This is a genomic window from Sphingomonas sp. 67-41 (genome assembly GCF_001899725.1).
Classification (GTDB): Bacteria; Pseudomonadota; Alphaproteobacteria; order Sphingomonadales; family Sphingomonadaceae; genus Sphingomonas; species Sphingomonas leidyi.
Genome location: NZ_MKWJ01000022.1, coordinates 292,230 through 316,888, shown reverse-complemented (window position 1 = coordinate 316,888; position 24,659 = coordinate 292,230). Strand labels below are relative to the sequence as shown.

Here is a 24,659-nt window from a genome sequence, read left to right as displayed (position 1 = left end):
CGGGACCGGACGCACTTGCCCCGGGCGGCCTTTGGCGCGAAGGAGATGCGGTTCGAACATCGAGGGCCGTGACATCGTCGATCTCACCCAGCGGATTGCGGAACTGCGCTCGGCCCTGGCCGGGGCGGGTTATGTACATGTCGATGCCGCCGGCTTTCGGGAGATGGCAGGGGCCGCCGATGCCGGCGCGTTCGGGAGCTTTGCCCGCCTCTGGGACGATCTGGAACCCGACGGGTTCATGGCCGATGGCGGGCGCTATCGCCGCCGCAGGCATGCCGCGTTCGCGCTGCACGACACGGCCGCGCTGCGCAAGCCCGACCAGCCGCATTTCCAGAGCAGCGCCTACAACCCGCTGAACGGAGATGTGGCGCGATGGTTTGCCCCCGCGACCCAGGGCCTTGTCAGCCACCCGATCCTGCGGAACCTGTTCGCGCTCTGCACGCCGCTCTTCTCCGCGCTTGAGGGCGGCGGCGCCGATCTGCGATGGGATGGCGAGCTTCATCAGTTCCGGATCGAGGCACTGGGAAGCCAGGTCGGATTGCCGACACCGGAAGGCATGCATCGCGACGGCGTCGACTGGGTGCTGGTCATGCTGGTCGCCCGCGCCAATGTCGAAGCGGGGATGACCGAGATCCTCGACGAGACCGGCCGCCGCGACAGCTTCATCCTGTCCGAGCCCGGCGAGGCCGTTCTGCTGGATGACCGGCGCATCCGGCACGGCGTTACCGCGATTCATGCGCTCGACCCGTCCAGGGCCGGCTATCGCGATGTGCTGGTGATGACCTGGCGTCGATCCGGACAGGCATCCGGATAGGGAGATCCGTACGGGCCGGTCCGGCCTGCTCGCCGGATTGGGCATGGCGGGCAACATCGAACCCGCCAGGGTTCGCAAGGCCGAACGGCCGCCCGAGCTTGTGCGAGGTCCCAAAAACAGGAATGGCGCGCCCGAAGGGGGCGGCATCGAACCCGCCAGGGTTCGCAGGGCCGAACGGCCGCCCGAGCCTATGCGAGGCCCCAAAAACAAGAATGGCGCACCCGACAGGATTCGAACCTGTGGCCTCTGCCTTCGGAGGGCAGCGCTCTATCCAGCTGAGCTACGGGTGCATGATGGCGAAACGCCGGGAACAGGCCTCTACAGCAGGATGGCGCGGGCCTCAATCCCGAAAGCATGACTGCATATTGCCCGGATTCTAGTGCGGGCGGGCGGTGGATTCGAGCGCCACGGCGTTCAGCGGCAGCAGCATGTCGACGCGGAAGCCGGACTCGTCCCGGCCCGCATTCACCGACGCGTCGGCGCCGAACAGCGTCTCCAGGCGCCGGCTCACGATGGAGAGCCCGCGCCCCGTGCCGGGAGGGACCGCGCCGGCGCCGGTGCCCGTGTCCTCCACCGTCAGCCGCAGTCGGCCGGAATCGCGCGCCGCCCGCACGGTCACCGAAGCCGCGCCGCGGGACGGGTGCACCGCATATTTCAGCGCATTCTCGACCAATGGCTGGAGGATGAGCCGCGGCACCGCCGCTTCCGCCAGATCGTCCGGGCAATCGATGCGCACGTCCGGCGTGCTGGCGAAACGCACCGATTCGATGGCCAGATAGGCTTCGACGAGTTCGATTTCCTCGGCGAGCGTGACAAGGGCGGCATCCGCGCCGTCGAGGCAAGCGCGCATATAGGTGGAGAGGCGCTCCAGCAGCATCTCCGCCTCCGCGTTGCGCCCGGACAGCACCAGCGAGGACAGGCCGTTGAAGGTGTTGAACAGCATGTGCGGGTTGAGTTCGTTGCGCAGCGCCTCGATCTGCGCCGCGCGCGCGGCCTCCCGGGCATCCTCGGCATTGCGGGCGTTGCGTGCCGCCCGGTCCATCGCGGCGATCAGCTCGAAGATCAGCGCCTGGATGACGAACACCCAGATATACACGGCGACGTTGAGCGCCACGGCCCGCAGATATTCCCCGGTCGGCTTGCGGCCGAATACCTCCCGCATCAGCTCATAGAACCACTGGTCGATGGCCGCCTGGATGACGACGATGACGAGGAGCAGCGGGATCAGCCGGATCCAGCGGGCGGTCAGCGACCGTGTCTCCAGCCGCCTTATCCCCGCCTGCAGGACCAGCGAAAGCAGGATGCCGCTGACCGGCACCCCGGCCACGTAGCACAGATACCAGGGATGAAGCATGCCGCTTGCCGAGGCCGCTCCGATCGAGGCGAACGCCGCCATCGTCCCGAGCCACAGGCCCAGCGTTATCAGGAAGACTTGCCTACGATCCACGCGTTCCCCCAAAGCCGGATCCAGCGAAAGGAGAGCGAATGCCGGGAAGGCGGCGCCTCCGGTCCTGTCCGGACCGATGGCATCCTTCCGTCGCCGGACAGCGCTCCATCCCCTTCAGCTACGGCTTTCGGCAGGCCCGGTAAAGCCTTGCCGCCGCCCGTGGAATCAATGTGCCGGGGCCGGCTTCGCGCGTTTCGGCGCGGATGGCTTGGGCGTGTAGGGACAAAGATCCGCGACCGCGCAGCGCCAGCATTCCGGCGTGCGTGCCTTGCAGGTGTAGCGGCCGTGCAGGATCAGCCAGTGATGCGCGTGCAGGCGAAAGGGCTGCGGCACCACGCGTTCCAGCTTCTTCTCCACCGCCAGCGGCGTCTTGCCCGGCGCCAGCTTCGTGCGGTTGCCGACGCGGAAGATATGCGTGTCCACGGCAAAGGTCTCCGCGCCGAATGCCGTGTTCATCACCACATTGGCGGTCTTGCGCCCGACGCCCGGCAGCTGCTCGAGCGCGTCGCGATTCGCGGGAACCTGGCCGCCATGGTCGCGGATCAGCGCTTCGGAGAGCGCGATCACGTTCCTGGCCTTGGTGTTGAACAGCCCGATCGTCTTGATGTGCCGCTTCAGGCCCTCCTCGCCCAGCGCGACCATCTTCTCGGGCGTGTCGACTGCGCGGAATAGCGCGCGCGTCGCCTTGTTCACGCCGGCATCGGTGGCCTGGGCGGAGAGCACCACGGCCACCAGCAGCGTATAGTCGTTGACATATTCCAGCTCGGTCTCGGGATGGGGATTGTCCGCCGCGAGCCTGGAAAAGAACTCGAAGACGTCGTCCTTCCTCACTCGCCCAGCACCTGGTCCATCGTGTAGCGTCCGGCCGGCTTGCCCGCGAGCCACAGTGCCGCCTTCACCGCGCCGCGCGCGAAGATGGCGCGGTCGTCGGCGCGGTGGATCAGTTCGATCCGCTCGCCATTGGTGGCGAACACCACGCTGTGATCGCCGACCACCGAGCCGCCGCGCAGGCTCGCCAGCCCGATCGTGCCCGAGGAACGCGGGCCGACCGTGCCGGCGCGGTCGGTCACTTCCGCTTCCGCAAGGGTGGTGCCCATGCCCGCTGCCGCGGCGTTGCCGAGCATCAGCGCGGTGCCCGACGGCGCGTCCGCCTTGTTGCGGTGGTGCATCTCGACGATCTCGATGTCCCAATCGGGGCCGAGCCGCGCCGCCGCCTCGCGCACCAGCCGCTGGAGCAGGCCGATGCCGAGCGAGGTATTGCCGGTCTGCAGCACCGCGATCTCGCGCGCGGCGGCATCGATCAGCGCATGATGCTGGGGCGAGAGGCCGGTGGTGCCGACCACTATCGGCTTCCTTGCCGCCCGCGCCGCCGCCAGATGCGCCTCGAGCGCCTGGGGCGCGGAGAAGTCGATCAGCACGTCGGCCGCCGCGGCAATCGCCAAGGGGTCGTCCTTCACGTCCGCCCCGCCCGCGACCCGTGCGCTCATCCCGGGCGCCGCCGCCGCGATCGCCTGCCCCATCCGGCCGAGGCTGCCATAGATGCCGATGCTGGTCATGCATGCTCCTCTGGCACAGGCCGGGGCCGAGCGCGACAGCGTTATTTCGCGTCGTCTTCCCGCTGCTTCGGCTTCCGGCCGAGCGGGATGGTGGCAGTGGCCATCAGCCCCAAGCCCCTGGCGCCGGGCAATTCGCGCTGCACTGCCGCCACCGTGCCGCCGCCGCCGCCGGGCAGGCGGAAATCGGGCCGGAGCGGCTTCTCGGCCCAGCGCGCCTCGTCGAGCGTGGGCAGGCGGCTGCCGCCGCGATTGCCGCATACGGTGATCGTGTCGCTGCCGGGCCGGCAGGGGCGCTTCGGCACCATCGCGGCGTCGCCGGCCTCGTCGGGGCTGGGGAAGATCGGCGCGCGATCCTGCACGGCGAGGGCGATGAGGAGGAGAGCGGCAAGCATGGGCGGGAGTGAACGCCCGGTTTGCGGCAGGGGAATGGCCAGTCGTGCCGCGACATCCGGTCGGGCGAATGCTGGGCCATGGTCGCTAAGCCGTCCACATCGCGCTAGACGATGCGCATGCGCACCATCCGCAACATCGTCGTCCTCACCGGTGCCGGCCTTTCGGCGGAGAGCGGCATCGCCACCTTTCGCGGGCCAGGCGGGCTGTGGGAGGGGCACCGGGTCGAGGATGTCTGCACGCCCCAGGCGCTCGCGCACGATCCCGAGCTGGTGCACCGCTTCTATGACGCGCGCCGGGCGAAGCTGGGCGAGGTCGAGCCCAACGCCGCGCACCGGGCGCTCGCCCGGCTCGACGCGGAATGGCGGGGCGGGCTGCTGATCGTTACCCAGAATGTCGACGACCTGCACGAGCGCGCCGGCGCCAGGCGGATGCTCCACATGCATGGCGCGCTGAGATCGGCGCTGTGCGCGGCGTGCGGCGACAGCGTGGCATGGGAAGGGGCGCTGGCGCCCGAAACCGAATGCCCCGATTGCGGCACCCCGGCGCTGCGGCCCGACATCGTGTTCTTCGGCGAGATGCCCTATCATATGGAAACGATCGAGCGGGCGCTGGCCGATGCCGATCTGTTCGTTTCGATCGGTACCTCAGGCGCGGTCTATCCGGCGGCTGGTTTCGTCCGGACGGCGCGCTATCACGGCGCGCGGACGCTGGAATTGAACCTCGATCCCAGCGCGGGAAGCCAATGGTTCGGCGAGAGCCGGCTGGGTCCGGCGGGGACGCTGGTGCCGGAATGGGTGGAGCAGATGCTGGGCGGGGGCCCCGCGATCTGCTAGGCTCGGCCCGTCGAAAAGGACCTGGGCGGCATCGGTAAGCCCGCTCCCTCGCTGGCGAGGCTCCGTGTCGCTCCCCGAGCGAACCCGCGACAAGCAACCGGCGCGCGCCGCCGGGGCTTGGCGCGTGCGATCCTGCCCGAACCGATCCCCGATGGCCGTGCCCGAAAAGGAGCGAGGCCATGCCGATCATCACTGCCGACCCCGACATCGTTACGCAGATCAACGTCTTCGACGTGCCCGCGGGCGGGCAGGAGGCGTTGATCGCCTATCTTGCCGATGCCGCCCGGGCGGCGCGCGAAGTCGAGGGCTGGCTCTCCGCCAGTCTGCACCGGAGCCTCGATGGCACGCGCGTCGTCAATTACGCGCAGAGCGCCGATGGCGATGCCGCGCGCCGGGTGTTCGCGCATCTGAAGGCCAGGGGGCTGATCGACGGCAACCGGCGCTACGGCGAGGCGCATCCCGGGCTCTATCGAGTCGCCTTCACGCTGGAGCGATAGCGGGCCTCAGGCCGCCTTCTCGACGATCCCCGCCCGCGCGCGCCGATCGACCGAGAGCTCGAACACGTCGTGCCGCGCCTGGGCGCCGTCCACGTCCATCGTGGCGAGGCCGCGATCGACTTCGTCGAGATCGATCTCCGCCATCAGCATCTCGGGGGCGGCGCCGGCCTGGGCGATCACTGCGCCGTCCGGCGCCAGGATTGCGCTATGGCCGTGCTGGACCTGGCCCTCGGGCAGCCGGTCGAGCAGCTTGCGCGCCGAGCCGTCGCCGCCGGCCTTCTCATAGCCGGCGATCAGTTCCTGCTTGTGCTGCACCGTCCCCGCCGCGAGCACGAAGGCGCGCCCTTCATAGGCATAATGCGCCGAGGCGAGCATCGCGATGTCGGTGAGCGAAGGCCAGGCGGCGACGTGCACCGTCTCGCCTTCGTGATGCATCGCCGCGCGCGCGAGCGGCATCCAATGCTCGGTCGAGGCGAGCTGGCCGATCCTGCCCCAGGGCGCGGTATGCAGCCCGAGCGTCGATCCGTCGCCCTGGCCCAGCATCAGCTTCTCGGCGGGCGAAAGGATCAGCTTGCGGTGGCGCAGCACCGGCGCCTTGGGCCGGAACAGGAACTGCGTCGCGTAGAGGCTCTGGCGTACCCGCTCATAGCCGCCGACCGAGACGGCGACATCGGCGATGTCCACCGTCCATTGCAGCGGCTGGAAGCGCGGATCCTCGCCGCTAAGCGCCTGGTCGAGCAGCAGCGCGTGCAGCTCGCGCGTGCCCGGATGGTCCCATAGCCGGGCCGGGGCGACATGCTCCAGCCAGGCAGGATAGCCACCGAGGAAGCCTTCGCCGAACGCGACCACGCGCGCGCCCTTCTCGATCGCTTCGCGCGCCTTGGCGACGGCCTTGTCCAGCCCCGGCGCAATCGCGAGGGGAACCGGCGAATCCTGTACGATGGCAACCTTGAGCTTGTGCGTCACTCGACCCAGTCCAACCCTATCTCACGGTAAAGCGAACGGTCTTCCTGCCATTCGGGCCTTACTTTGACGTGAAGATAGAGATGGACCTTTACGCCCATGAGACGGGACAGTTCGGCGCGGGCGCGGGCGCCGATTTCCTTGATGCGGGCGCCGCCCTTGCCGAGCACGATCGCGCGCTGGGTCTCGCGCTCGACCAGGATCTGCTGGTGGATTTCGACCGACCCGTCCTCGCGCTCCTTGTACTGCTCGGTCTCGATCGCGCTCGAATAGGGCAGTTCCTTGTGGAGCTGGAGATAGAGCTGCTCGCGCGTCACTTCGGCGGCGAGCATGCGATCGGTCGCGTCGCTCACCTGGTCCTCGGGGAAGTGCCACGGCCCTTCGGGCATCGCGCCGGCGAGCGCGGCCTTCAGCTCGGCCACGCCGTCGCCGGTCTGGGCCGAGACGAACCAGGTCTCGTCGAACGGCAGCAGCTCGTTGAGCTTGGCCGCATGGCCGAGCAGCCGCGGCTTGTCGGCGACGTCGACCTTGTTGAGGATCAGGATCTTGCGCTCGCGCCGGCCCTTCAGGCTCTCGATCACGGTTTGCACCTTGGGGCCGATCCCCCCCTTGCCGTCGACCACCAGGGCGACCAGGTCCGCGCCCTCGGCCCCTTCCCAGGCGGCGGCGACCATCGCGCGGTCCAGCCGGCGCTCGGGGGTGAAGATGCCCGGCGTGTCGACCAGGATCAGCTGCGCATCGCCGTCGATCGCGATGCCCATCACCCGGGTGCGCGTCGTCTGCGCCTTGGGGCTGACGATGGCGACCTTCTGGCCGACCAGCGCGTTGACCAGCGTGGACTTGCCGGCATTGGGGGCACCGACGATGGCGATCAGGCCGCAGCGCTGGGTTTCGGTGGTATCGGTCATCTCATTTCCAATTCGCGCGCCCGCAAGCGGGAGCGGGGATCAAGCCTTGAGCTTCGCCAGCAAAGCCGCCGCGGCCGCGGTCTCGGCGTCCTGCTTGCTGGTGCCCGGCGCCTCGGCCTCGGCGAAGCTGCCGATCGACACCTTCACGGTGAAGCGCGGCGCATGGTTGGGGCCCGAACGGTCGGTCACCACATATTCGGGCGGGCGGCGATTGTTCGCGGCGGCCCATTCCTGCAGCGCCGATTTGGGGTGTCGGGGCGCGCTGGCATGCGCGTCGATATGCTTCGCCCAGGCCTTGCGGACGAAATCGCGCGCCGGCGCGAAGCCGAACTCGAGATAGAGCGCGCCGATCAGCGCCTCCATCGCGTCGCCCAGGACGTTGTCGCTGTCCGCCGCGCCGTCGCCCCGCGCCTGCTTGCCGAGGCGCAGCAGCGGCGGCACGCCGACTTCGCGTGCCACATTCGCGCACATCGGCCCGGTCACCAGCGCATTGAGGCGGCGGGAGAGCGCGCCCTCGGGCTCGCCGGGGAAGCGCTCGTACAGCCATTCGGCGATGGCGAGGCCGAGCACCCGGTCACCCAGGAACTCCAGCCGCTCGTAATTCTCGGCCGCCTGGCTGCCATGCGTCAGCGCGCGCTGATACCGGGCCAGGTCGGATGGGCGCTGGCCGAAGGTCCTGACGATCCACTCCCCCAGATCGGGAGCGCTCAAAAGCCTTCCCCGATCCGGCCCCAGCGTGCCGCGGTGAACCAGGTCCAGGGCAGGAACCAGTTGGCGCTGCCGTCGGTCGACCAGAAGCTCAGCACCGCCTTGCCCTCGAGATTCTCCAGCGGGACATAGGCGATGCCCTGGCCCTCGGGCGGCTGGGCGAAGCGGCTGTCGGTCGAATTGTCGCGATTGTCGCCCATCAGGAAGACATGGCCGGCCGGCACGTGGAACACCTCGGTATTGTCCTGCGGCGTCAGCCCCTGGTCGAGCACGTCATAGGTCTTGCCGCCCGGCAGCGTCTCGCGGAAGCGCGGCAGCTTGCACACCGGATCGCCCTTGCCGCTGATGCCCTGGAACAGGGCGGGGCAATTGGTGAAGTTCGGCGTGATCGGCAGTTCCAGATCGGCGACCTTCTGCTTGGGGATCGCCTTGCCGTTCAGCACCACCTGGCCGTTCACCACCTGGACGCTGTCGCCCGGCAGGCCGATCACGCGCTTGATCCAGTCCTCGCCGTCATGGCCCGGCGCCTTGAACACCACCACGTCGCCGCGTGCCGGCGTGCCGGGGAAGATGCGGCCCGGGATCAGCGGCAGGCTCCAGGGCAGCGAGTGCTTGGAATAGCCGTAGTTCCATTTGGTGATGAACAGATAGTCGCCGATCAGCAGCCGCGGCATCATCGATTCGGAGGGGATCGAGAAGGGCGAGAAGATGAAGCTTCGCACCACGAAGACGATCAGCGCCAGCTTGACGAGGAAGACGCCGAGGTCCTTCCACTCGTTCTTGGGCTTTTCCTCCACAGCCGCGGCCGCAGCGGCGGGCTTCTCGTTCAGGGAATCGGCGGGCGTGTTTTCCATGGGTACCTGCTCTGCTTGGGGCGGGCGGTGAGGTCAAGCCGATGAATGGAGTGGCGGCGGCGATCCCGGGACGATAGGGGCTCGATTGCCGCAAAGGAGATGAACATGGCATTGCCCGACTGGTCCGCCGTCAAGTCGCTCGAAGTCCCGACGCTCGCCGAACTGTTCGCACGCGATTCGCGCCGGGTCGCCACGCTCTCCGCCGATGTCGCGGGCATTCGTTTCGACTGGTCGAAGACGCACCTGACCCCCGATCTGATCGCCGCCTTCACCCGGATCGCGGCGGAGATGGGCCTGGTCGCCAAGCGCGACGCGCTGTTCGCCGGCGAGAAGATCAACGTCACCGAAGGCCGCGCCGCCGAGCACACTGCCGAGCGCGGCGAGGGCTCGCCCGACAGCGTCGCCCGCGCCCAGGCCTATCATGCCCGCATGCGCGCGCTGATCGACGCGATCGAGGCCGAGGCGTTCGGGCCCGTGCGCAGCATCCTCCATATCGGCATCGGCGGCTCGGCCCTGGGCCCGGACCTGATCGTCGACGCGCTGGGCCGCGATGCCGGCCGCTACGAAGTCGCCGTGGTCTCCAACGTCGACGGCGTCGCGCTGGAAAGCGCGCTCGACCGCTTCGATCCGCAGACCACCCTGATCGCCATCGCTTCGAAGACCTTCACCACCACCGAGACGATGCTCAATGCCGAGAGTGCGATCTCGTGGCTGATGCAGGGCGGCGTCGCCGATCCCTATGGCAAGCTCGTCGCGCTCACCGCCGCGCCGGAAAAGGCAATCGCGTTCGGCATCGACGAGACGCGCGTGCTGCCCTTCGCCGAATCGGTGGGCGGGCGCTATTCGCTCTGGTCGTCGATCGGCTTCCCCGCCGCGCTGGCGCTGGGCTGGGACGCGTTCGAGGAACTGCTCGAAGGCGCCGCCGAGATGGACCGCCATTTCCGCCTCGCCCCGTTCGAGGCGAACGCGCCGGTGCTCGCCGCATTCGCCGACCTTTACTACACGCAGGTCCGCGGCTGCGAGACGCGCGCCACTTTCGCCTATGACGAGCGGCTCCGCCTGCTGCCCAGCTATCTCCAGCAGCTCGAGATGGAATCGAACGGCAAGCGCGTCACTGCCGAGGGACAGCCGGTTTCCTGGCCGACCGCGCCGATCACCTGGGGCGGCGTCGGCACCGATGCCCAGCATGCGGTGTTCCAGCTGCTCCATCAGGGCACCCGCCTGGTGCCGCTGGAATTCGTCGGTTCGATCGAACCGGGCGACGGGTTGGCCGAGGAGCATCATCGCCAGCTGCTGCTCAACATGTTCGCCCAGGGCGCCGCGCTGATGGCCGGCCGCGCGAACGACGATCCGGCGCGCGCCTATCCGGGCGACCGGCCCTCGGCCACGCTGCTGCTCGACCGCGTCGATCCGCGCACGCTCGGGGCCATCCTGGCGTTCTACGAGCAGCGCACCTTCGTGAACGCGGTGCTGCTCGGCATCAATCCGTTCGACCAGTTCGGCGTCGAGCTCGGCAAGGAAATGGCGAAGGCGGCGGGAGCCGGCGGCCAGGACTTCGACGCCTCGACCAGCGACCTCATCGCGCGGGCATTCGGATGAGCGGCGACGACGATTATGTCTATGACGAGGCGAGCGGGGAGTGGATCCCCGCCGCCGAGGCCGCCGCGAAAATGGGCGCGGCGGATGCGGTCGAGGTGCGCGATTCGGTCGGCAACCTGCTCCAGGACGGCGACCAGGTGACGCTGATCAAGGACCTGACCGTCAAGGGCGCCGGGCAGACGCTGAAGCGCGGCACGCTGATCAAGTCGATCCGCCTCACCGGCGACAGCCAGGAGATCGACTGCAAGTTCGACGGCATCAAGGGCCTGGTGTTGCGCGCCGAGTTCGTGCGCAAGCGCTAAGGGCCCCGGCCGACGGTTCGACGGTGGAGCGAAAGCCCCCGTTTACTCTCCTCCGCTAGACTCGCTGCTCTCACGGCAAGGGGGCGGCCGATGGATCACAGGCGAAGCGTGCGGGAGAGCGAGCGGGCGGCGATCGAGCGCTGGTTTCCGGCGAGTCCGCTGGGGCCGCTCTTCGATCCCGGGACGGGGGACCTGCTTCCCGCCCCGGCCGCGGCGATCCCGGGCTGGCAGGCCGAGGCGTTCGCGCGGATCGATCGCCATGTCGAGCAAGACCATGTCGCCGGCCAGGTCCATGGCTGGCTGTTCGGCCTGTTCTTCGTCGGGCTCTTCCTCATCGCGATGGCCGCGCATCTGCCGATCGGCCCCACCATGGTGATCGGCGGCGCGGCCGGCGGCGCGGTGCTGCACGGCTGGCCGATCTGGCAGCTCTATCGCTTCCGCCGCGACCTGCGCCGCCTGCGGGAGCGCATCCGCGGCGAGCTGGCGGGGCGGGTGCCGATCCCGCGCGAGCTGGCCGCGCGCTTCCGCCGCCGCAATCCGTGGCGGGTCGCACTCCATGTCTGGGTCTGGGGCCTCGTCGCGCTCGGCATCGGCGCGCAGCATTTCGTCGAGCCGCAGGACGTCCCGGCGGCCGTGATCCCGGCCGCGCTGGCGGCGGTGGGGATCGGCTGGGTCCTCCATTTCCTCTCGCGCCGGATCGACCTGCGCCGGGGCTGACATTGGCATCGGGCCGCATGCGCCCTATCTCCCGGCCTCGAAACGAGCGGAGGATTGCCGGTGGCCGAATATGACTATGACCTCTTCGTCATCGGTGCCGGCTCCGGTGGCGTCCGCGCCTCGCGCGTATCGGCCGCCCATGGCGCCAGGGTCGCGGTGGCCGAGGAATATCGCATCGGCGGCACCTGCGTGATCCGCGGCTGCGTGCCCAAGAAGCTGCTCGTCTATGGCGCGCATTTCGCCGAGGACCTGAAGGACGCGCGCCGCTTCGGCTGGAACGTGCCCGAATGCGATTTCGACTGGGCGGTGCTGCGCGACAATGTCCTGGCGGACGTCGACCGGCTCAACGGCCTCTACACCCAGACGCTGCACAACAACCAGGTCGAGACCTTTCTCGAGCGTGCCACCGTCACCGGCCCGCACGAAGTGACGCTGGCGAGCGGCCGCAAGATCACCGCCAAGTACATCCTGATCGCCACGGGCGCGCATCCGCACGTGCCCGATTTCCCCGGCAGCGACCTCGGCATCACGTCGAACGAAGTGTTCCACCTGGACAAGCTGCCCAAGCGGGTGCTGATCGCGGGCGGCGGCTATATCGCCAACGAGTTCGCCGGCATCTTCAACGAGTTCGGCAGCCATGTCACGCTGGTCAACCGCACCGACGTGATCCTGCGCGGCTATGACCATTCGATGCGCGACCGGCTGCTCCAGATCTCGCTGATGAAGGGCATCGATTTCCGCTTCCATGCCGAGTTCAAGTCGATCGAGAAGCTGGAGAGCGGCGCCTTCAAGGTGACGCTGACCAGGCACGAAGCCATCGAAGTCGATTGCGTGCTCTTCGCCACCGGCCGCGTGCCCAATACCGAGGGGCTGGGGCTGGCGGAGATCGGCGTCGAGCTCGACGACAAGGGCGCGGTGAAGGTCGATGCGGACAACAAGTCGTCGGTCGATTCGATCTATGCGGTGGGCGACGTGACCAACCGGGTGCAGCTCACGCCGGTCGCGATCCGCGAGGGCCAGGCGTTCGCCGACACGATCTTCGGCAACAAGCCGCACCGGGTGGATTATGGCTGCATCCCCAGCGCGGTGTTCAGCCACCCGCCGATGGCCGGCGTCGGCATGACCGAGAGCGAGGCGCGCAACAAGCTGGGCTCGATCGCGGTCTACCAGTCCGATTTCCGCGCGATGAAGAATGTGCTCGCCGATCGCAACGAGCGCGCGCTCTACAAGATGATCTGCGACGGCACGACCGGCCGCGTGGTCGGCCTTCACATGATCGGTCCGGACGCGCCGGAGATCCTCCAGGCCGCGGCGGTGGCGGTGAAGGCGGGGCTGACCAAGGACGCGTTCGACCAGACCGTGGCGCTGCACCCGACCATGTCGGAAGAGCTGGTGCTGATGAAGTGAGCGGCCGGGCGAGTCCCTGCCCATAGGCCTGGCGAACCGCCCCGCCGCGAGCCGGGCCAGCCGGAGTCCCGCGGTCCGCCCGTTCACGTATCGTGGGCGAGTATCGCGTCGGCCTCGTCCAGCGGCACCTTGCCGGCGCGGCGCGACAGCCAGCTGGTCGCGGCGATGTCCCAGGTGACGTTGCCGACGGTGCGCATGATGTCGGGGATGGTCTCGACCGCGACGAGCAGGCCGAGCGGGCTCACCGGCGCGCCGATCGTCGCCGCGACGGGGGCGATGGCGCTGACATAGCTCACCGTGCCGGGCAGGCTCACCGAACCGAGCGAAGTCAGCGTCGCGACCACCACGCCCACCGCCAGCGTCGCCGGGCTCAGCGGCACGCCGAACCATTCGGCGACATAGATGGCGACGGCGAAATTCATCGCCGGCCCGGTCGCGCGGAAGATCGCCACCGCCAGCGGCAGCGTCACGCCCGACACCGCCACCGGCACGCCGAGCTTGCCCGAGCCCTCGATCATCACCGGCAGGGTGGCGAGCGAGGATTGCGTGCTGAGCGCCACCGCCTGGCTCGGCAGGGCGGCGCGGACATAGCGGCCGAGCTTCACGCGCCCGCCGAACACCGCCACGGGATAGGCGAAGATCGTCACCGCCAGGCCGACGCCGGCGACGGTGAGGATATAATGGATCAGCGCGCCGAACGCGCCGGTGCCGGCCTTGGCGCCGACGACGAGGGCGAGGGCGAACACGCCGAGCGGCCCCACCCACAGCACCCAGTCGATCACCACCAGCATCACGTCGCGCAGCGCCTTGAAGAAGTTGGTCAGCAGCGCCTGGGCCTCGCCGCCCACCCGCGTCATCGCGAAGGCGAAGATCAGCGAGAAGATGATCAGCGACAGGAAGGCGTTCTCGGCCGCGGCCTTGACGATGTTGGCGGGGACGATCGCGGCCAGGAACTCGCCGATCGGCGGGACCGGCCCGATCTTCTCGGCGCCGGCCAGCGCGCCGCGCAGCGCCTCGGCCGATTCGTGCGGCAGCGGCGCGATGTGGAGGAACAGCGGCGTGAGGATCGCCGCGGCCGTGGCCGAGAGGAACAGCACGACGACGTAGAGCGCGATCGCGCGGCCCGCCAGGCGGCCGGCCTGGGCGGCCTCGGCGGTGGCGGCGACGCCGGTGATCAGCAGCGCGACGACCAGCGGCACGATCGTCATCTGCAGGCCGTTGAGCCAGGCCTGGCCGATCGGCTGCGCGAATTCGGCCGCGGTCAGCGCCGCGGCGGGCGCCCAGGCGGCGAGCACGGCGCCGAGGATCAGTCCCGCGATCAGGGACAACAGGATACGGGTTGGTTGCGACATGCTCGCCCTTTGAGAAATTCCGCGCTATCCGGTGGCGGTTGAGGACCCGCAAGGTCGCGAGAAAACGGCACATGGCAAGAAAATATTTCGGTACCGACGGAATCCGGGGCGCGACGAACCTGTCGCCGATGACGGCGGCGATGGCGATGAAGGTCGGCATGGCGGCCGGCGCGCATTTCCGGCGCGGCGATCACCGGCACCGGGTGGTGATCGGCAAGGACACGCGGCTTTCGGGCTATATGCTCGAGAACGCGCTGGTCGCGGGCTTCACTTCGGTGGGCATGGACGTGGTGCTGGTCGGGCCGATGCCCACGCCCGCGGTGGCGATGCTCACCCATTCGATGCGCGCCGACATGGGCGTGATGATCTCGGCCAGCCACAATCCCTATGCCGACAACGGGATCAAGCTGTTCGGCCCGGATGGCTACAAGCTGTCCGACGCGGACGAGCTGGCGATCGAGGCGCTGATCGACGGCGAGGTGGCGCTCGCCGCCTCGGCCGATATCGGCCGGGCCCGCCGGGTCGAGGATGCGCGCGGCCGCTACATCCATTTCGCCAAGTCGACCTTCCCCTCCGATCTCACGCTCGACGGACTCAGGATCGTCGTCGACTGCGCCAATGGCGCCGCCTATCAGGTCGCGCCCTCGGCGCTGTGGGAGCTGGGGGCCGACGTGATCGCGATCGGCGTCACCCCCAACGGCAAGAACATCAACGACGGCGTCGGCTCCACCGCGCCCGACACGCTGTGCGAGACGGTGGTCGGTTCGGGCGCGCATATCGGCATCGCGCTCGACGGCGACGCCGACCGGCTGATCGTGGTCGACGAGCATGGCAAGGTGGTCGATGGCGACCAGTTGATGGCGACGATCGCCGGCGGCTGGGCGCGCCAGGGCCGGCTCGCGGGCGGCGGCCTGGTCGCCACCGTCATGTCGAACCTCGGGCTCGAGCGTCATCTCTCGGCGCAGGGCCTCGGCCTGATCCGCACCAAGGTGGGCGACCGCTATGTGCTCGAGAAGATGCGCGGCTCCGGCTACAATGTCGGCGGCGAGCAGTCGGGCCACATCATCCTGTCCGACTATGCGACCACCGGCGACGGCCTGGTCGCGTCGCTCCAGGTGCTCGCCGAGCTGGTCCGCGCCGGCGCGCCCGCCAGCGAAGTGCTCCACCGCTTCGATCCCTTGCCCCAGCTGCTCAAGAACGTCCGCTTCAAGGGCGGCAAGCCGCTGGAGGATCCGCGCGTGCAGGATGCGATCGCCGCGGCCGAGACGGAGCTCGACGGCAAGGGCCGCCTCGTCATCCGCGCCTCGGGCACCGAGCCGGTGATCCGGGTAATGGCAGAGGGCGACGACAAGGCGCAGGTAGAGGCGGTGGTCGACCGCATCTGCGATGTCGTGCGCGCGGCGGCCGCCTGATGCTTGAGATGCGCCCCGACTGCGAGCGCTGCGGCGCCGACCTGCCCGCCGACGAGGGCGGCGCCTTCATCTGCTCGTTCGAATGCACCTTCTGCGCCGCCTGCGCCGACGCGCTCGACGAACGCTGCCCCAATTGCGGCGGCGAGCTGTTGGACCGGCCGGCGCGCGTGGGTAAGGCACTGGCGAACAACCCGGCCAGCACGGAGCGCCGGTTCAAGGGCTGATGTCTATGACGCCTCGCATCCTGATCATCGCCGGATCGGACTCCGGCGGCGGCGCCGGCATCCAGGCCGACATCAAGACCGCCACCATGCTCGGCGGCCATGCGATGACCGCGATCACCGCGATCACCGCGCAGAACACCCTGGGCGTCACCGGCGTCCATGCGGTGCCCACCGAGATGGTGCTCGCCCAGATCGACGCCTGCGTCACCGATATCGGCGTCGACGCGATCAAGATCGGCATGATCGGCTCGGCCCGCACCGCGCTGGCGCTGGCCGAGAAGCTCGGCGAACTGCCCGGCGTGCCGGTGGTGTTCGATCCCGTCATGGTCGCGACCAGCGGCGCCACGCTCGCCGACGATGCGACCATCGCCGCGTTCGAGCGGCTGATGGACCGCGCCAGCGTCGTCACGCCCAACATCCCCGAACTGGCGGCATTGGGCGGCGACGCCCGCGCGCTGGTCGCGGCGCATCGCTGCGCGGTGCTGGTCAAGGGCGGCCATGTCGAAGGCCCGATCATCACCGACCGGCTCTATTCCGCCGATCCCGAGGATCCGCCCGAGATCGAGTGGAGCAATCCGCGCATCGAGACCGACAACACCCATGGCACGGGCTGCACGCTTTCCACCGCCATCGCCTGCGGGCTGGCCGAGGAATGGGACCTGCCCGAGGCCGTTCGCCGCGCCCGCCGCTTCGTGCGCATCGCGATGCGCGAGGCGCCGGGGCTGGGCCGCGGCCATGGCCCGATGGGGCATCAGGCGGTGCGGCTCGACCTCAATCTGAGCTTCTTCGAGCCGATGCTCAACCAGGTGACCGTCCCCGCCACCGATCTTGCCGCCAGCGAACGCTTCTACCGGTTGCTCGGCCTCACCCAGGTCGTCCGCGCCAGCCCCCGCTATGCCCGGTTCGAGACCGAGGGCGGCGCCACGTTCAGCATCGCCACCGATCCGGGATACACCGCGCCGGTCGTCTATTTCGAATGCGGCGACCTCGACGTCACCGTCGCCTATCTCCAGCAACAGGGCATCGCCTTCGAGCAGGAGCCCAGGGACGAGACCTGGGGCTGGCGCGAGGCGCGGCTGCGCGATCCGGCGGGCAATTCGGTGCGCCTCTACCAGGCTGGCGAGATGCGCCGCTATCCGCCATGGCGGGTCGGCGATGCCTGACCTGAAGTTCGAGCGGAAATACGGAAAGCTGCACAATGGCCCGGTGGCGGGCGTCGACGAGGCCGGGCGCGGCCCGCTCGCCGGCCCGGTGGTCGCCGCCGCCGTGGTGCTCGACGCACAGTGCATTCCCGAGGGCATCGACGATTCCAAGGCGCTCACCCCGGCCCGGCGCGAGCGGCTCTGCGCCGAGATCCTCGCCTGTGCCCGGGTCGGCGTCGGCATCGCCTCGGTCGAGGAGATCGACAGCCTCAACATCTTCTGGGCAACGATGCTGGCGATGACGCGGGCGGTCGAGGCGCTCGGGCCGGCCCCCGCCTTCGTGCTGGTCGACGGCAATCGCTGTCCGGACTGGAGCCACCGGAGCCATGCCGTGGTCGGCGGCGACGCGCTCTGCCTGTCGATCGCCGCCGCCTCGATCGTCGCCAAGCACCGGCGCGACACGATGATGATCGCGCTGGACGCGCTCCACCCCGGCTATGGCTGGGCGAGCAACAAGGGCTATGCGGCGAAGGTCCATCAGGAGGCGCTGCGGTCGCTCGGCCCCACGCCGCACCACCGCAGGAGCTTCGCCCCGGTGGCGCAGGCGCATTTCGACTTCGGGACCCGGGGGGCGGAATAGCCGTCGCCACATGATTCTCCGTCACCCCCGCACAGGCGGGATCCAGAGCCCGAAGCGGCACGCGAAGTTATCCGGGATCCCCGCCTGTGCGGGGATGGCGACGAAAAGCGCCGGGCGGCGGCGGATTGAGTCTTTTTCGCCACACCCCATATCTAGTGGCTGTGGATAACTTCGCGACTCAGCATGTGGATAAGTTTCCGAACCGTTCCACAAGTTAACGGAATCGCAGGGTTTTTCGTTAACCAATCTGTGCTTGACGTAGGATCGTTCCGCGACAGAAACCGCCTCTCCAACAAAGGGAAAGAGGTTAATGGGGGTTCTCGAAAAGGGCAGGCTCAAGCCGGCGACGGCGCGTAGCTGGGTCGACGTATTGCCCTATGACACGATCCTGCAGCAGGACTGCATCGAGGCCATGCGCGCGCTGCCGGCCAAGTCGATCGACTGCATCTTCGCCGATCCGCCCTACAACCTCCAGCTCGGCGGCGACCTCAACCGGCCCGACGGCAGCCATGTCGACGCCGTCACCGATGCATGGGACAAGTTCGACAGTCTCGCCGCCTATGACGCGTTCACCCGCGAATGGCTGGCCGAGGCGCGCCGCATCCTGAAGGACGACGGCACGATCTGGGTGATCGGCAGCTATCACAACATCTTCAAGGTGGGCTCGGCGATCCAGGACCTGGGCTTCTGGATCCTCAACGACATCATCTGGCGCAAGGCCAACCCGATGCCCAATTTCAAGGGCACGCGCTTCACCAACGCGCACGAGACGCTGATCTGGGCGTCGACCGGCGAGAAGGCGAAATACACCTTCAACTATCGCTCGATGAAGACGCTCAACGACGAGATCCAGATGCGCTCGGATTGGGAATTCCCGATCTGCGGCGGCCAGGAGCGGCTGAAGCGGGGCGGCACCAAGGTCCACCCGACGCAGAAGCCCGAAGCCCTGCTCTACCGGATCATGCTCGCCAGCACCAAGCCGGGCGACGTCGTGCTCGATCCCTTTTTCGGCACCGGCACCACCGGCGCGGTCGCCAAGCGGCTTGGCCGGCGCTGGATCGGCATCGAGCGCGAGAGCGCCTATGTCGAGGCGGCGCAGGAGCGCATCGAGGCGGCGCTGCCGCTCGACGAATCGGCGCTGAAGACGATGCAGGCACCCAAGAGCCAGCCGCGCGTCGCCTTTGGCCAGCTGGTCGAGAACGGCTATCTCGCGCCCGGCACCGTGCTCACCGACGGCAAGCGCCGCTGGCGCGCAGTGGTCGGCGCGGACGGCTCGCTGCGCTGCGACGGCCAGAGCGGTTCGATCCACAAGCTGGGCGCGACGCTGCAGAACGCGCCGTCGTGCAATGGCTGGACCTTCTGGAACTATGAAGCCGCCGACGGCCTCAGGCCGATCGATGCGCTGCGGCAGACCTATCTGCTGGCGACCCAGCCGTAATTCTCCCGCGCAAATGGCGATCGACGATTCCCGAAGCTGTTCCCCGGCCAAGGCCGGGGCCCAGTTGCAATGTCGTTCGAGGGGGCTTCCCGCCTAACCGAGTGCGCCGAAACTCGGCCCCGGCCTTGGCCGGGGAGCAGAAGGGCGCGCAAAGCCTCGCTTCCTGCACTTTCCGCTTCCAATGCAGGATTGCGTCTGGGACGGTTGCCATATGGCCAGCCGTCTCCCGCCCCCTCCCGTCGACCACCGCGCCGTGCGCCCGCGCGTAGATGCCGCGACGTCAGCGACTTTCCGCGCCGCATGACCCTCGATCTGCCCGCTTCGGCGAAGCTCTATCTCCGCCCCGTCCAGCTCGCCGATTCGCCGGTGGACCGCGACGGCGAGCTCGTCCGCCTGGCGGGCGGCCTCAGCTGGTGCTCGGCCGTCGAGCTGATCGCGCGGGAGAAGGGCAAGCGCGTGCTCCAGCGCACCGTCGCGATCGCCGACCTGCCCGAGGACCCGCGCATCGTCGCGATCCTCGAGCGCATCGCCGCCCCGCGCGCGCCGCTCGCGCTCGGTCCGCGCATCGTCCGGCTCGATCAGCCCCAGGTGATGGCGATCCTCAACCGCACGCCGGACAGCTTTTCGGACGCCGGCACGCACATGCAGGACGCCGATGCCGCCGCCAGCGCAGGCGTCGACATGGCGGCGGCCGGCGCGGCGATCCTCGACATTGGCGGCGAATCGACTCGGCCCGGCGCGGCGGAAATATGGGAAGGCGAGGAAATCGAGCGTGTCGTTCCGGTGATCCGCCGGCTCGCGCGCGGCGGCGCGGCGATTTCGGTCGACACGCGCCGGGCCGCGGTGATGGCTGCCGCGCTCCAGGCGGGGGCGCATCTCGTCAACGATGTCGCGGCGCTGCTCCATGATCCCGGCGCGCTCGAAGTGGTGGTAGCGGCCGGATGTCCGGTGGTGCTGATGCACTCGCCCGAACCGCAAAAGGGCCCGCATGGCGGCGAGGGCTATGGCGACGTGCTGCTCGACGTGTACGACTGGCTGGAGAAGCGGGTCGAGGACGTCGCCGCCGCCGGCGTCGATCGCGCGAGGATTCTGGTCGATCCCGGCATCGGCTTCGGCAAGTCGCTTCAGGACAATCTCGCGCTGCTGAACGGGCTGGCGCTCTTCCATGGGATCGGCTGCGGCCTGGTGCTCGGCGCCAGCCGCAAGCGGATGATCGGGGCGCTTTCGAACGAGGCGCCGGCGGACCTGCGCCTGGGCGGCAGCCTGGCGCTCGCGCTGAAGGGAGCCGATGCCGGGGTCCAGCTGATCCGCGTTCATGATGTATTCGAGACGGTTCAGGCGTTACGCGTCTGGCGCGGCCTGCGCGATGCGGCGCTGATCGCGCGCTAGGAGAACAGCCCATGCGTCTTGCCCTTGCTCTCGCTCTGATTGCCGCTCCCTCGGCGGCGCTCGCCCAGGATGCCGGCTCCCCCGCCGCCGCGCGCCGGACGGTCGAGAACTACTATGCCGCGATCGAGCGCGGCGATTTCCGTGCCGCCTATGCGGCCTGGGACGATGGCGGCAAGGCGAGCGGCAAGAGCTATGCCGACTTCCGCCAGGGCTTTGCCGCGACGGCGCACAGCAGGGTGGCGACGGGCACGCCGCGCAATGCCGATGCCGGGATGAGCCAGCGCTGGATCGAGGTGCCGGTCGATGTCCGTGCCACGCTCAAGAACGGCAGGCGCCAGCATTTCCGCGGCAGCTACACGCTCCACCGCGTGGCCGCGGGGGTGAGCGACAATCCTGCCGACAGGCGCTGGCATCTGTCGAAGGCGAAGCTGGTGGCGGTCCGCTAGAACCAGCCCTGTTCCTCGAGCGCCGGTGCCTGGGTGCGGGCGACCGGCGCCTCGATCCCGCCGGCGAGCTGGAGGCGGATGTTGCGCCCCTCGCGCCGCACGCCCTGCACGGCGCCGCGCGCCACCCACCAGCTGCGATGGACCAGAGCGCCGGGCGTGCCGTCGAGCTCGGCCACCGCATCGCGCATGCGCATCAGGAGGAGGGCGGAGCCATGGGGGGTGTGGACGCGGACATAATGGTCTTCCATCTCCAGCGCGATCGGGAGCGCGCGGAGATGGGGCGGGAGGCGCTCGACCAGCCGGGGCGGGCCGGGCGCTCCCGGCTCCGCGGCCGGTTCGGGCCTGGCGAGATGCCGCTGCCGCGCGAACCAGAAGAGGGCGCAGACCAGGGCGCCGAGGAGGAGCACGTTGAAATAATGGGCGAGTGCCTGTTCGAGGCTCGGCCAGCGCGGGGGATGCCAGACGAAATTGGCGATCCACACCACGGCGCTCATCGGCAGCGAGACGATCAGGCAGGCTGCCGCCCAGAGCGCCGGCTCGGGCAGGTCGAGCCGCGGGGCCAGCGCACCCATGGCGCGCATCGCCGGGAAATAGAGGAAATATCCCGCATAGCTCATCGCCAGCCAATAGAGCAGCCTGAGGCCGAACGGAGCCGCGAAGCTGCCGAACGGCCCGACCAGCGCCAGCACCAGCCCGACGCCCAGGATGATCGCGCAGTCGATCAGAATCCGCCGCGTGCCGCCCAAAGCCTGTCTTCCTCGTCCCGTTCGCGCTTCGCCAAATGGCGGCGCCCTCCGCGCCGCTGCCGGCCGGCGAAGCGCCTTGCCGGTCCACGTAGCCGCGATTGCGGGTGCACCGCCAGCTGCGATCCTGCTCGTGCCAATAGTGTCGGGAGGCAGGCAATGGCCAGCAATGCAATCGTTCGGGAAGCAGGGGGGATCGATCTGTCGCGGATCGCCAAGGGAGTCATGTTCGTCGCGGCGGGCACTTTGGCGGGAGCTACCGGGCTTGCCGTGGCTCGGGTGCTGCTCGGCCTGACGCCGGCGACCTATGAGATCCGGCAGGTCGCCATCCTCGTCCATCTCGTCGCGGTGCTGCCGGCGATCCCGCTTGGCCTCTGGGTGCTGCTGGCCCGCAAGGGCGATGCGACGCACAAGCTGCTTGGCCGGATCTGGGCGCTGCTGATGGTCACCGCGGCGGTGTCGGCGCTGTTCATCCGCTATTTGAACCACGGCCAGTTCAGCTGGCTGCACCTGTTCGTGCCCGTCGTGTTCTTCACGCTGTACCGTGCCGTCCGCCAGGCCCGTGCCGGGCAATTCGCCGCGCACAAGCGCAACATGTGGCGGCTCTATGTGCTGGCGCTGCTGCTGCCGGGCATGTTCGCCTTCCTGCCGGGCCGGCTGCTCTGGCAGTGGCTGACGGTCTAGCCGAGCCCGGCCTTCCGCCTGGCCGCCGGGCGCGCCAGGTCGCGCGCCGCGTCCCGCCCGATCCAGCGCGCGGCGGGCAGGGGCGAGGCGGAAAGCCGCTCGGCCATTTCGCCCGCGGCCGCATGGAGGGCGGGGTTGCGCATGCCGATCCCGCGCAAGGCCCAGCTCACGCCCTTCTTGACGAAGTTGCGCGGGTCTCCGGCATGGGCCTCGATCAGCGGCAGCGCTTCGAGGAAGGGGGCGTCGCCCAGCTTCTTGGCGTGCAGCGCCAGCCCGGCGAGCAGGGCGAAGGCGGCGCGGCGCACGAACTCGCGCTCGTCCTCCGCCCAGCGAGGGACGGCGCCCCAGGCGAGCGGGCTCTTGTCGAACAGGCCGAAACAGGCCGTGTCGCAGGTCGCCCAATTGTCGAACCCCGCGGCCCAGCGGTCCATCCCCTCCGCCGTCAGCGCCTTGGGCTCGCCGACGAAGCAGGCGAGCAGCCGCGCTTCATACACGCCGGCATCCCATAGCTGCTCGGCAAGCGCCTGGTCGCGCCCCAGCGTCTTGGCGACGCCGCGGACGGTGCCGACCTTGATCCCGATGACGCGGTCCGCCGTGGCGATGCCGAAGCGCGGCATCCCGTCGGCCACGCCGGGTTCGGCAGCCTGTTCGAGCAGTCGGAGCGCTTCGGCCAGCATGGCGGCGAGCCTAGGCTCAGGCCGCGCTCTGGTCGATCCCCAGTTCGCCGAGCTTGCGGTAGAGCGTCGAGCGACCGATCCCCAGCCGCCGGGCGACCTCGGTCATCCGGCCGCGATAATGGCCGATGGCGAGGCGGATCACATCGGCCTCGATCTCGTCGAGCGCGCGCAGATTGCCGTCGGGGCGGAACAGGGTGACGCCGGCATGGCCGTTGCCCGGCGCCTGCGCGCCATTGGCCGCCGGCCGGCCGGCCGCGAGCTGGGCGATCTGCGGGAAATCGGCGCGGGCCAGCCCGTCGCCGTCGCACAGCACGGCGGCGCGGAACAGCGCGTTCTGGAGCTGGCGGACATTGCCCGGCCAGTCATAGCTGCCCAGCAGTTGCAGCGCGTCGTCGGTGATGCCGAGCGGGCGCAGGCCGGGCTGCTCGGCGATGCGCGCGAGCAGGTGGCGCGCCAGCGCCGGGATGTCGCCGATGCGCTCGCGCAGGGGCGGGATCGTCACCTGGACGACGTTCAGGCGGTAATAAAGGTCCTCGCGGAAACGCCCGGCCTCCACTTCGGCCTGCAGCGTCTTGTTGGTCGCGGCGATCACGCGGACGTCGACTTCGCGGGCGTGGCGCGCGCCGATCGGCTGGATCTCGCCCGACTGCAGCACGCGCAGCAGCTTCACTTGCGCGTCGAGCGGCATCTCGCCCACTTCGTCGAGGAACAGCGTGCCGCCATCGGCGTCGGCGAAGCGGCCGATCTTGCGCTCGAAGGCGCCGGTGAAGGCGCCCTTCTCGTGCCCGAACAGCTCGCTTTCCACCAGGTTGGCGGGAATCGCGCCGCAATTGACGCAGACCATGTCCTTCTTGCTGCGCGGGGAAGCGGCGTGGATCGCCTCGGCCACCACTTCCTTGCCGACGCCGCTCTCGCCTTCGATCAGGACGGGCACCCGGGCGCGGGCGGCCTTGGCGGCGATCGCCAGCGCGGCGCGGAACAAGGGAGCGCTGCCCACGATCTCGTCAAAGGCGAGCGGCGCGGAGAGCTTCTCGGTGAGCGGGCGCAGCTCGCCCGCGGTCTTGCCGCCCACCGCGGCCTCGAGCGCGGCGAGCAGCCGCTCGGCGGCGAGCGGCTTCACCAGGAAATCGGTCGCGCCGGCGCGCATCGCGTTCACGGCGTTGGCCACCGATCCGTTGGCGGTGAGCATCAGGATGGGCAGCTGCGGCCGGCGGGTGCGCAACTCGCCGATCAGCCCCGCCGCATCGGCGTCGGGCGAACTATGGTCGAGCAGGATCGCGTCGAGCGCCATCCCGTCGGGGGTGCCCAGCGTGGCGATGCCCGTCTCGGCCTCGCTCGCGAAGATGGTGCGCCAGCCGCGGCGTGCGGCGATGGCCGCGACGAGGCGGCGCTGTGCCGGCTCGTCGTCGATCAGCATCAGGAGGCGCTGGCCGTTGCGCGTCATCGCTCTTTCTGTCCCCAATGTCCCGTTTCAGGGCGTCACTCATAGAACGGATGGGTAAAGGCGGGCTTAA

The 24,659-nt window shown here is 69.3% G+C and carries 27 protein-coding genes and 1 tRNA gene; 15 read left to right on the top strand and 13 right to left on the bottom strand.

Going from position 1 to position 24,659, the window contains the following annotated elements:
• Positions 1-31 precede the first annotated feature (31 nt).
• Positions 32-814: a 2OG-Fe dioxygenase family protein gene (locus tag BGP17_RS12350; RefSeq protein ID WP_286712209.1), complete on the top strand. Its 783-nt coding sequence runs from the start codon at positions 32-34 to the stop codon at positions 812-814.
• Positions 815-1,027: 213 nt separating this feature from the next.
• Here the strand turns inward: BGP17_RS12350 and BGP17_RS12345 are convergent.
• The 5 genes from BGP17_RS12345 to BGP17_RS12325 form a co-directional block, all read right to left on the bottom strand.
• Positions 1,028-1,104: transfer RNA gene (locus tag BGP17_RS12345), tRNA-Arg, on the bottom strand.
• 86 nt (positions 1,105-1,190) lie between these two features.
• Positions 1,191-2,261, bottom strand: coding sequence for a sensor histidine kinase (locus BGP17_RS12340; protein WP_286712207.1), 1,071 nt, complete (start codon positions 2,259-2,261; stop codon positions 1,191-1,193).
• Positions 2,262-2,426: 165 nt separating this feature from the next.
• Complete coding sequence (gene nth / locus BGP17_RS12335; RefSeq protein ID WP_286712205.1) at positions 2,427-3,092, bottom strand: endonuclease III; 666 nt, start codon at positions 3,090-3,092, stop codon at positions 2,427-2,429.
• Positions 3,089-3,817 carry a 4-hydroxy-tetrahydrodipicolinate reductase gene (dapB, locus tag BGP17_RS12330; RefSeq protein WP_286712203.1) on the bottom strand — a complete coding sequence of 243 codons (729 nt, stop codon included), beginning with the start codon at positions 3,815-3,817 and terminating at the stop codon, positions 3,089-3,091. Before dapB ends, nth begins: the two co-directional genes overlap by 4 nt.
• Before the next feature lie 41 nt (positions 3,818-3,858).
• Positions 3,859-4,209, bottom strand: a complete 351-nt coding sequence (locus BGP17_RS12325; RefSeq protein WP_286712201.1) for a hypothetical protein — start codon at positions 4,207-4,209, stop codon at positions 3,859-3,861.
• A gap of 117 nt (positions 4,210-4,326) precedes the next feature.
• Here BGP17_RS12325 and BGP17_RS12320 point away from each other — a divergent pair, with 117 nt between their 5' ends.
• Positions 4,327-5,043, top strand: coding sequence for an NAD-dependent deacylase (locus BGP17_RS12320; protein WP_167300222.1), 717 nt, complete (start codon positions 4,327-4,329; stop codon positions 5,041-5,043).
• A 179-nt stretch (positions 5,044-5,222) separates the two neighbouring features.
• On the top strand, positions 5,223-5,540 hold the full coding sequence (locus BGP17_RS12315; RefSeq protein WP_086127578.1) for an antibiotic biosynthesis monooxygenase: 318 nt from the start codon (positions 5,223-5,225) through the stop codon (positions 5,538-5,540).
• Positions 5,541-5,546: 6 nt separating this feature from the next.
• On the opposite strand, the gene BGP17_RS12310 is transcribed toward BGP17_RS12315, so the two are convergent.
• The 4 genes from BGP17_RS12310 to lepB are packed head-to-tail and all read right to left on the bottom strand — an operon-like array spanning position 5,547 to position 8,973.
• A complete protein-coding gene (locus BGP17_RS12310; protein ID WP_286712200.1) occupies positions 5,547-6,506 on the bottom strand; it encodes a nitrilase-related carbon-nitrogen hydrolase in 960 nt (319 codons plus the stop codon).
• Complete coding sequence (gene era, locus BGP17_RS12305; protein ID WP_167300225.1) at positions 6,503-7,411, bottom strand: GTPase Era; 909 nt, start codon at positions 7,409-7,411, stop codon at positions 6,503-6,505. Before era ends, BGP17_RS12310 begins: the two co-directional genes overlap by 4 nt.
• 39 nt (positions 7,412-7,450) lie before the next feature.
• A complete protein-coding gene (gene rnc, locus BGP17_RS12300; RefSeq protein ID WP_380926321.1) occupies positions 7,451-8,107 on the bottom strand; it encodes a ribonuclease III in 657 nt (218 codons plus the stop codon).
• Positions 8,108-8,118: 11 nt separating this feature from the next.
• Complete coding sequence (gene lepB, locus BGP17_RS12295; protein ID WP_167300226.1) at positions 8,119-8,973, bottom strand: signal peptidase I; 855 nt, start codon at positions 8,971-8,973, stop codon at positions 8,119-8,121.
• 105 nt (positions 8,974-9,078) lie between these two features.
• Between lepB and pgi the strand changes: the two genes are divergently transcribed.
• From pgi to gorA, 4 genes are all read left to right on the top strand, one after another.
• Positions 9,079-10,572 carry a glucose-6-phosphate isomerase gene (gene pgi / locus BGP17_RS12290; protein WP_286712196.1) on the top strand — a complete coding sequence of 498 codons (1,494 nt, stop codon included), beginning with the start codon at positions 9,079-9,081 and terminating at the stop codon, positions 10,570-10,572.
• Positions 10,569-10,874, top strand: coding sequence for an alkylphosphonate utilization protein (locus tag BGP17_RS12285; RefSeq protein WP_286712194.1), 306 nt, complete (start codon positions 10,569-10,571; stop codon positions 10,872-10,874). Before pgi ends, BGP17_RS12285 begins: the two co-directional genes overlap by 4 nt.
• A 90-nt stretch (positions 10,875-10,964) precedes the next feature.
• Positions 10,965-11,591, top strand: a complete 627-nt coding sequence (locus BGP17_RS12280) for a hypothetical protein (protein WP_286712191.1) — start codon at positions 10,965-10,967, stop codon at positions 11,589-11,591.
• 60 nt (positions 11,592-11,651) lie between these two features.
• Positions 11,652-12,998: a glutathione-disulfide reductase gene (gorA, locus tag BGP17_RS12275; protein ID WP_286712189.1), complete on the top strand. Its 1,347-nt coding sequence runs from the start codon at positions 11,652-11,654 to the stop codon at positions 12,996-12,998.
• 83 nt (positions 12,999-13,081) lie between these two features.
• On the opposite strand, the gene BGP17_RS12270 is transcribed toward gorA, so the two are convergent.
• On the bottom strand, positions 13,082-14,350 hold the full coding sequence (locus tag BGP17_RS12270; protein WP_167300231.1) for a dicarboxylate/amino acid:cation symporter: 1,269 nt from the start codon (positions 14,348-14,350) through the stop codon (positions 13,082-13,084).
• Between the two features lie 71 nt (positions 14,351-14,421).
• On the opposite strand from BGP17_RS12270, the gene glmM reads away from it, so the two are divergent.
• The 7 genes from glmM to BGP17_RS12235 all read left to right on the top strand — a co-directional run bounded on the left by glmM (position 14,422) and on the right by BGP17_RS12235 (position 21,041).
• A complete protein-coding gene (gene glmM / locus BGP17_RS12265) occupies positions 14,422-15,762 on the top strand; it encodes a phosphoglucosamine mutase (protein ID WP_167300232.1) in 1,341 nt (446 codons plus the stop codon).
• Complete coding sequence (locus BGP17_RS12260; protein WP_137861968.1) at positions 15,762-15,986, top strand: DUF1272 domain-containing protein; 225 nt, start codon at positions 15,762-15,764, stop codon at positions 15,984-15,986. The genes glmM and BGP17_RS12260 overlap by 1 nt, the downstream gene beginning before the upstream one ends.
• Positions 15,987-15,991: 5 nt before the next feature.
• The gene (thiD, locus tag BGP17_RS12255; protein WP_286712187.1) at positions 15,992-17,149 is read left to right on the top strand and encodes a bifunctional hydroxymethylpyrimidine kinase/phosphomethylpyrimidine kinase; all 1,158 of its coding nucleotides are present in this window, start codon (positions 15,992-15,994) and stop codon (positions 17,147-17,149) included.
• Positions 17,142-17,768: a ribonuclease HII gene (rnhB, locus tag BGP17_RS12250; RefSeq protein WP_286712185.1), complete on the top strand. Its 627-nt coding sequence runs from the start codon at positions 17,142-17,144 to the stop codon at positions 17,766-17,768. Before thiD ends, rnhB begins: the two co-directional genes overlap by 8 nt.
• Positions 17,769-18,078: 310 nt before the next feature.
• Positions 18,079-19,206 (top strand): site-specific DNA-methyltransferase, encoded by a 1,128-nt coding sequence (locus BGP17_RS12245; protein ID WP_167300235.1) that lies wholly within the window; start codon positions 18,079-18,081, stop codon positions 19,204-19,206.
• Positions 19,207-19,506: 300 nt separating this feature from the next.
• Positions 19,507-20,595, top strand: coding sequence for a dihydropteroate synthase (gene folP / locus BGP17_RS12240; RefSeq protein ID WP_286712183.1), 1,089 nt, complete (start codon positions 19,507-19,509; stop codon positions 20,593-20,595).
• Positions 20,596-20,606: 11 nt separating this feature from the next.
• Positions 20,607-21,041, top strand: a complete 435-nt coding sequence (locus BGP17_RS12235; protein WP_286712181.1) for a hypothetical protein — start codon at positions 20,607-20,609, stop codon at positions 21,039-21,041.
• Here the strand turns inward: BGP17_RS12235 and BGP17_RS12230 are convergent.
• Positions 21,038-21,787: a LytTR family DNA-binding domain-containing protein gene (locus BGP17_RS12230; protein ID WP_243857321.1), complete on the bottom strand. Its 750-nt coding sequence runs from the start codon at positions 21,785-21,787 to the stop codon at positions 21,038-21,040. The two genes, BGP17_RS12235 and BGP17_RS12230, sit on opposite strands and share 4 nt — an antisense overlap.
• A gap of 156 nt (positions 21,788-21,943) precedes the next feature.
• On the opposite strand from BGP17_RS12230, the gene BGP17_RS12225 reads away from it, so the two are divergent.
• Positions 21,944-22,468: a DUF2306 domain-containing protein gene (locus BGP17_RS12225; RefSeq protein WP_243857322.1), complete on the top strand. Its 525-nt coding sequence runs from the start codon at positions 21,944-21,946 to the stop codon at positions 22,466-22,468.
• Here BGP17_RS12225 and BGP17_RS12220 read toward each other — a convergent pair.
• Both BGP17_RS12220 and BGP17_RS12215 read right to left on the bottom strand, forming a co-directional pair.
• Positions 22,465-23,145 carry a DNA alkylation repair protein gene (locus tag BGP17_RS12220; RefSeq protein ID WP_286712179.1) on the bottom strand — a complete coding sequence of 227 codons (681 nt, stop codon included), beginning with the start codon at positions 23,143-23,145 and terminating at the stop codon, positions 22,465-22,467. The two genes, BGP17_RS12225 and BGP17_RS12220, sit on opposite strands and share 4 nt — an antisense overlap.
• Positions 23,146-23,161: 16 nt before the next feature.
• A complete protein-coding gene (locus BGP17_RS12215; protein ID WP_167300241.1) occupies positions 23,162-24,589 on the bottom strand; it encodes a sigma-54-dependent transcriptional regulator in 1,428 nt (475 codons plus the stop codon).
• Positions 24,590-24,659: the final 70 nt, after the last annotated feature.

What these genes read in the sequence shown, in the direction of transcription:
- rnhB (WP_286712185.1), top strand. Translation starts at nt 17,142, where the DNA reads ATGCCTGACCTGAAGTTCGAGCGGAAATACGGAAAGCTGCACAATGGC.
- BGP17_RS12225 (WP_243857322.1), top strand. Translation starts at nt 21,944, where the DNA reads ATGGCCAGCAATGCAATCGTTCGGGAAGCAGGGGGGATCGATCTGTCG.
- BGP17_RS12270 (WP_167300231.1), bottom strand. Translation starts at nt 14,350, where the DNA reads ATGTCGCAACCAACCCGTATCCTGTTGTCCCTGATCGCGGGACTGATC.
- BGP17_RS12285 (WP_286712194.1), top strand. Translation starts at nt 10,569, where the DNA reads ATGAGCGGCGACGACGATTATGTCTATGACGAGGCGAGCGGGGAGTGG.
- BGP17_RS12215 (WP_167300241.1), bottom strand. Translation starts at nt 24,589, where the DNA reads ATGACGCGCAACGGCCAGCGCCTCCTGATGCTGATCGACGACGAGCCG.
- dapB (WP_286712203.1), bottom strand. Translation starts at nt 3,817, where the DNA reads ATGACCAGCATCGGCATCTATGGCAGCCTCGGCCGGATGGGGCAGGCG.
- BGP17_RS12320 (WP_167300222.1), top strand. Translation starts at nt 4,327, where the DNA reads ATGCGCACCATCCGCAACATCGTCGTCCTCACCGGTGCCGGCCTTTCG.
- BGP17_RS12220 (WP_286712179.1), bottom strand. Translation starts at nt 23,145, where the DNA reads ATGCTGGCCGAAGCGCTCCGACTGCTCGAACAGGCTGCCGAACCCGGC.
- pgi (WP_286712196.1), top strand. Translation starts at nt 9,079, where the DNA reads ATGGCATTGCCCGACTGGTCCGCCGTCAAGTCGCTCGAAGTCCCGACG.
- BGP17_RS12325 (WP_286712201.1), bottom strand. Translation starts at nt 4,209, where the DNA reads ATGCTTGCCGCTCTCCTCCTCATCGCCCTCGCCGTGCAGGATCGCGCG.
- BGP17_RS12235 (WP_286712181.1), top strand. Translation starts at nt 20,607, where the DNA reads ATGCGTCTTGCCCTTGCTCTCGCTCTGATTGCCGCTCCCTCGGCGGCG.
- lepB (WP_167300226.1), bottom strand. Translation starts at nt 8,973, where the DNA reads ATGGAAAACACGCCCGCCGATTCCCTGAACGAGAAGCCCGCCGCTGCG.
- BGP17_RS12260 (WP_137861968.1), top strand. Translation starts at nt 15,762, where the DNA reads ATGCTTGAGATGCGCCCCGACTGCGAGCGCTGCGGCGCCGACCTGCCC.
- BGP17_RS12280 (WP_286712191.1), top strand. Translation starts at nt 10,965, where the DNA reads ATGGATCACAGGCGAAGCGTGCGGGAGAGCGAGCGGGCGGCGATCGAG.
- folP (WP_286712183.1), top strand. Translation starts at nt 19,507, where the DNA reads ATGACCCTCGATCTGCCCGCTTCGGCGAAGCTCTATCTCCGCCCCGTC.
- BGP17_RS12315 (WP_086127578.1), top strand. Translation starts at nt 5,223, where the DNA reads ATGCCGATCATCACTGCCGACCCCGACATCGTTACGCAGATCAACGTC.
- thiD (WP_286712187.1), top strand. Translation starts at nt 15,992, where the DNA reads ATGACGCCTCGCATCCTGATCATCGCCGGATCGGACTCCGGCGGCGGC.
- glmM (WP_167300232.1), top strand. Translation starts at nt 14,422, where the DNA reads ATGGCAAGAAAATATTTCGGTACCGACGGAATCCGGGGCGCGACGAAC.
- era (WP_167300225.1), bottom strand. Translation starts at nt 7,411, where the DNA reads ATGACCGATACCACCGAAACCCAGCGCTGCGGCCTGATCGCCATCGTC.
- BGP17_RS12245 (WP_167300235.1), top strand. Translation starts at nt 18,079, where the DNA reads ATGGGGGTTCTCGAAAAGGGCAGGCTCAAGCCGGCGACGGCGCGTAGC.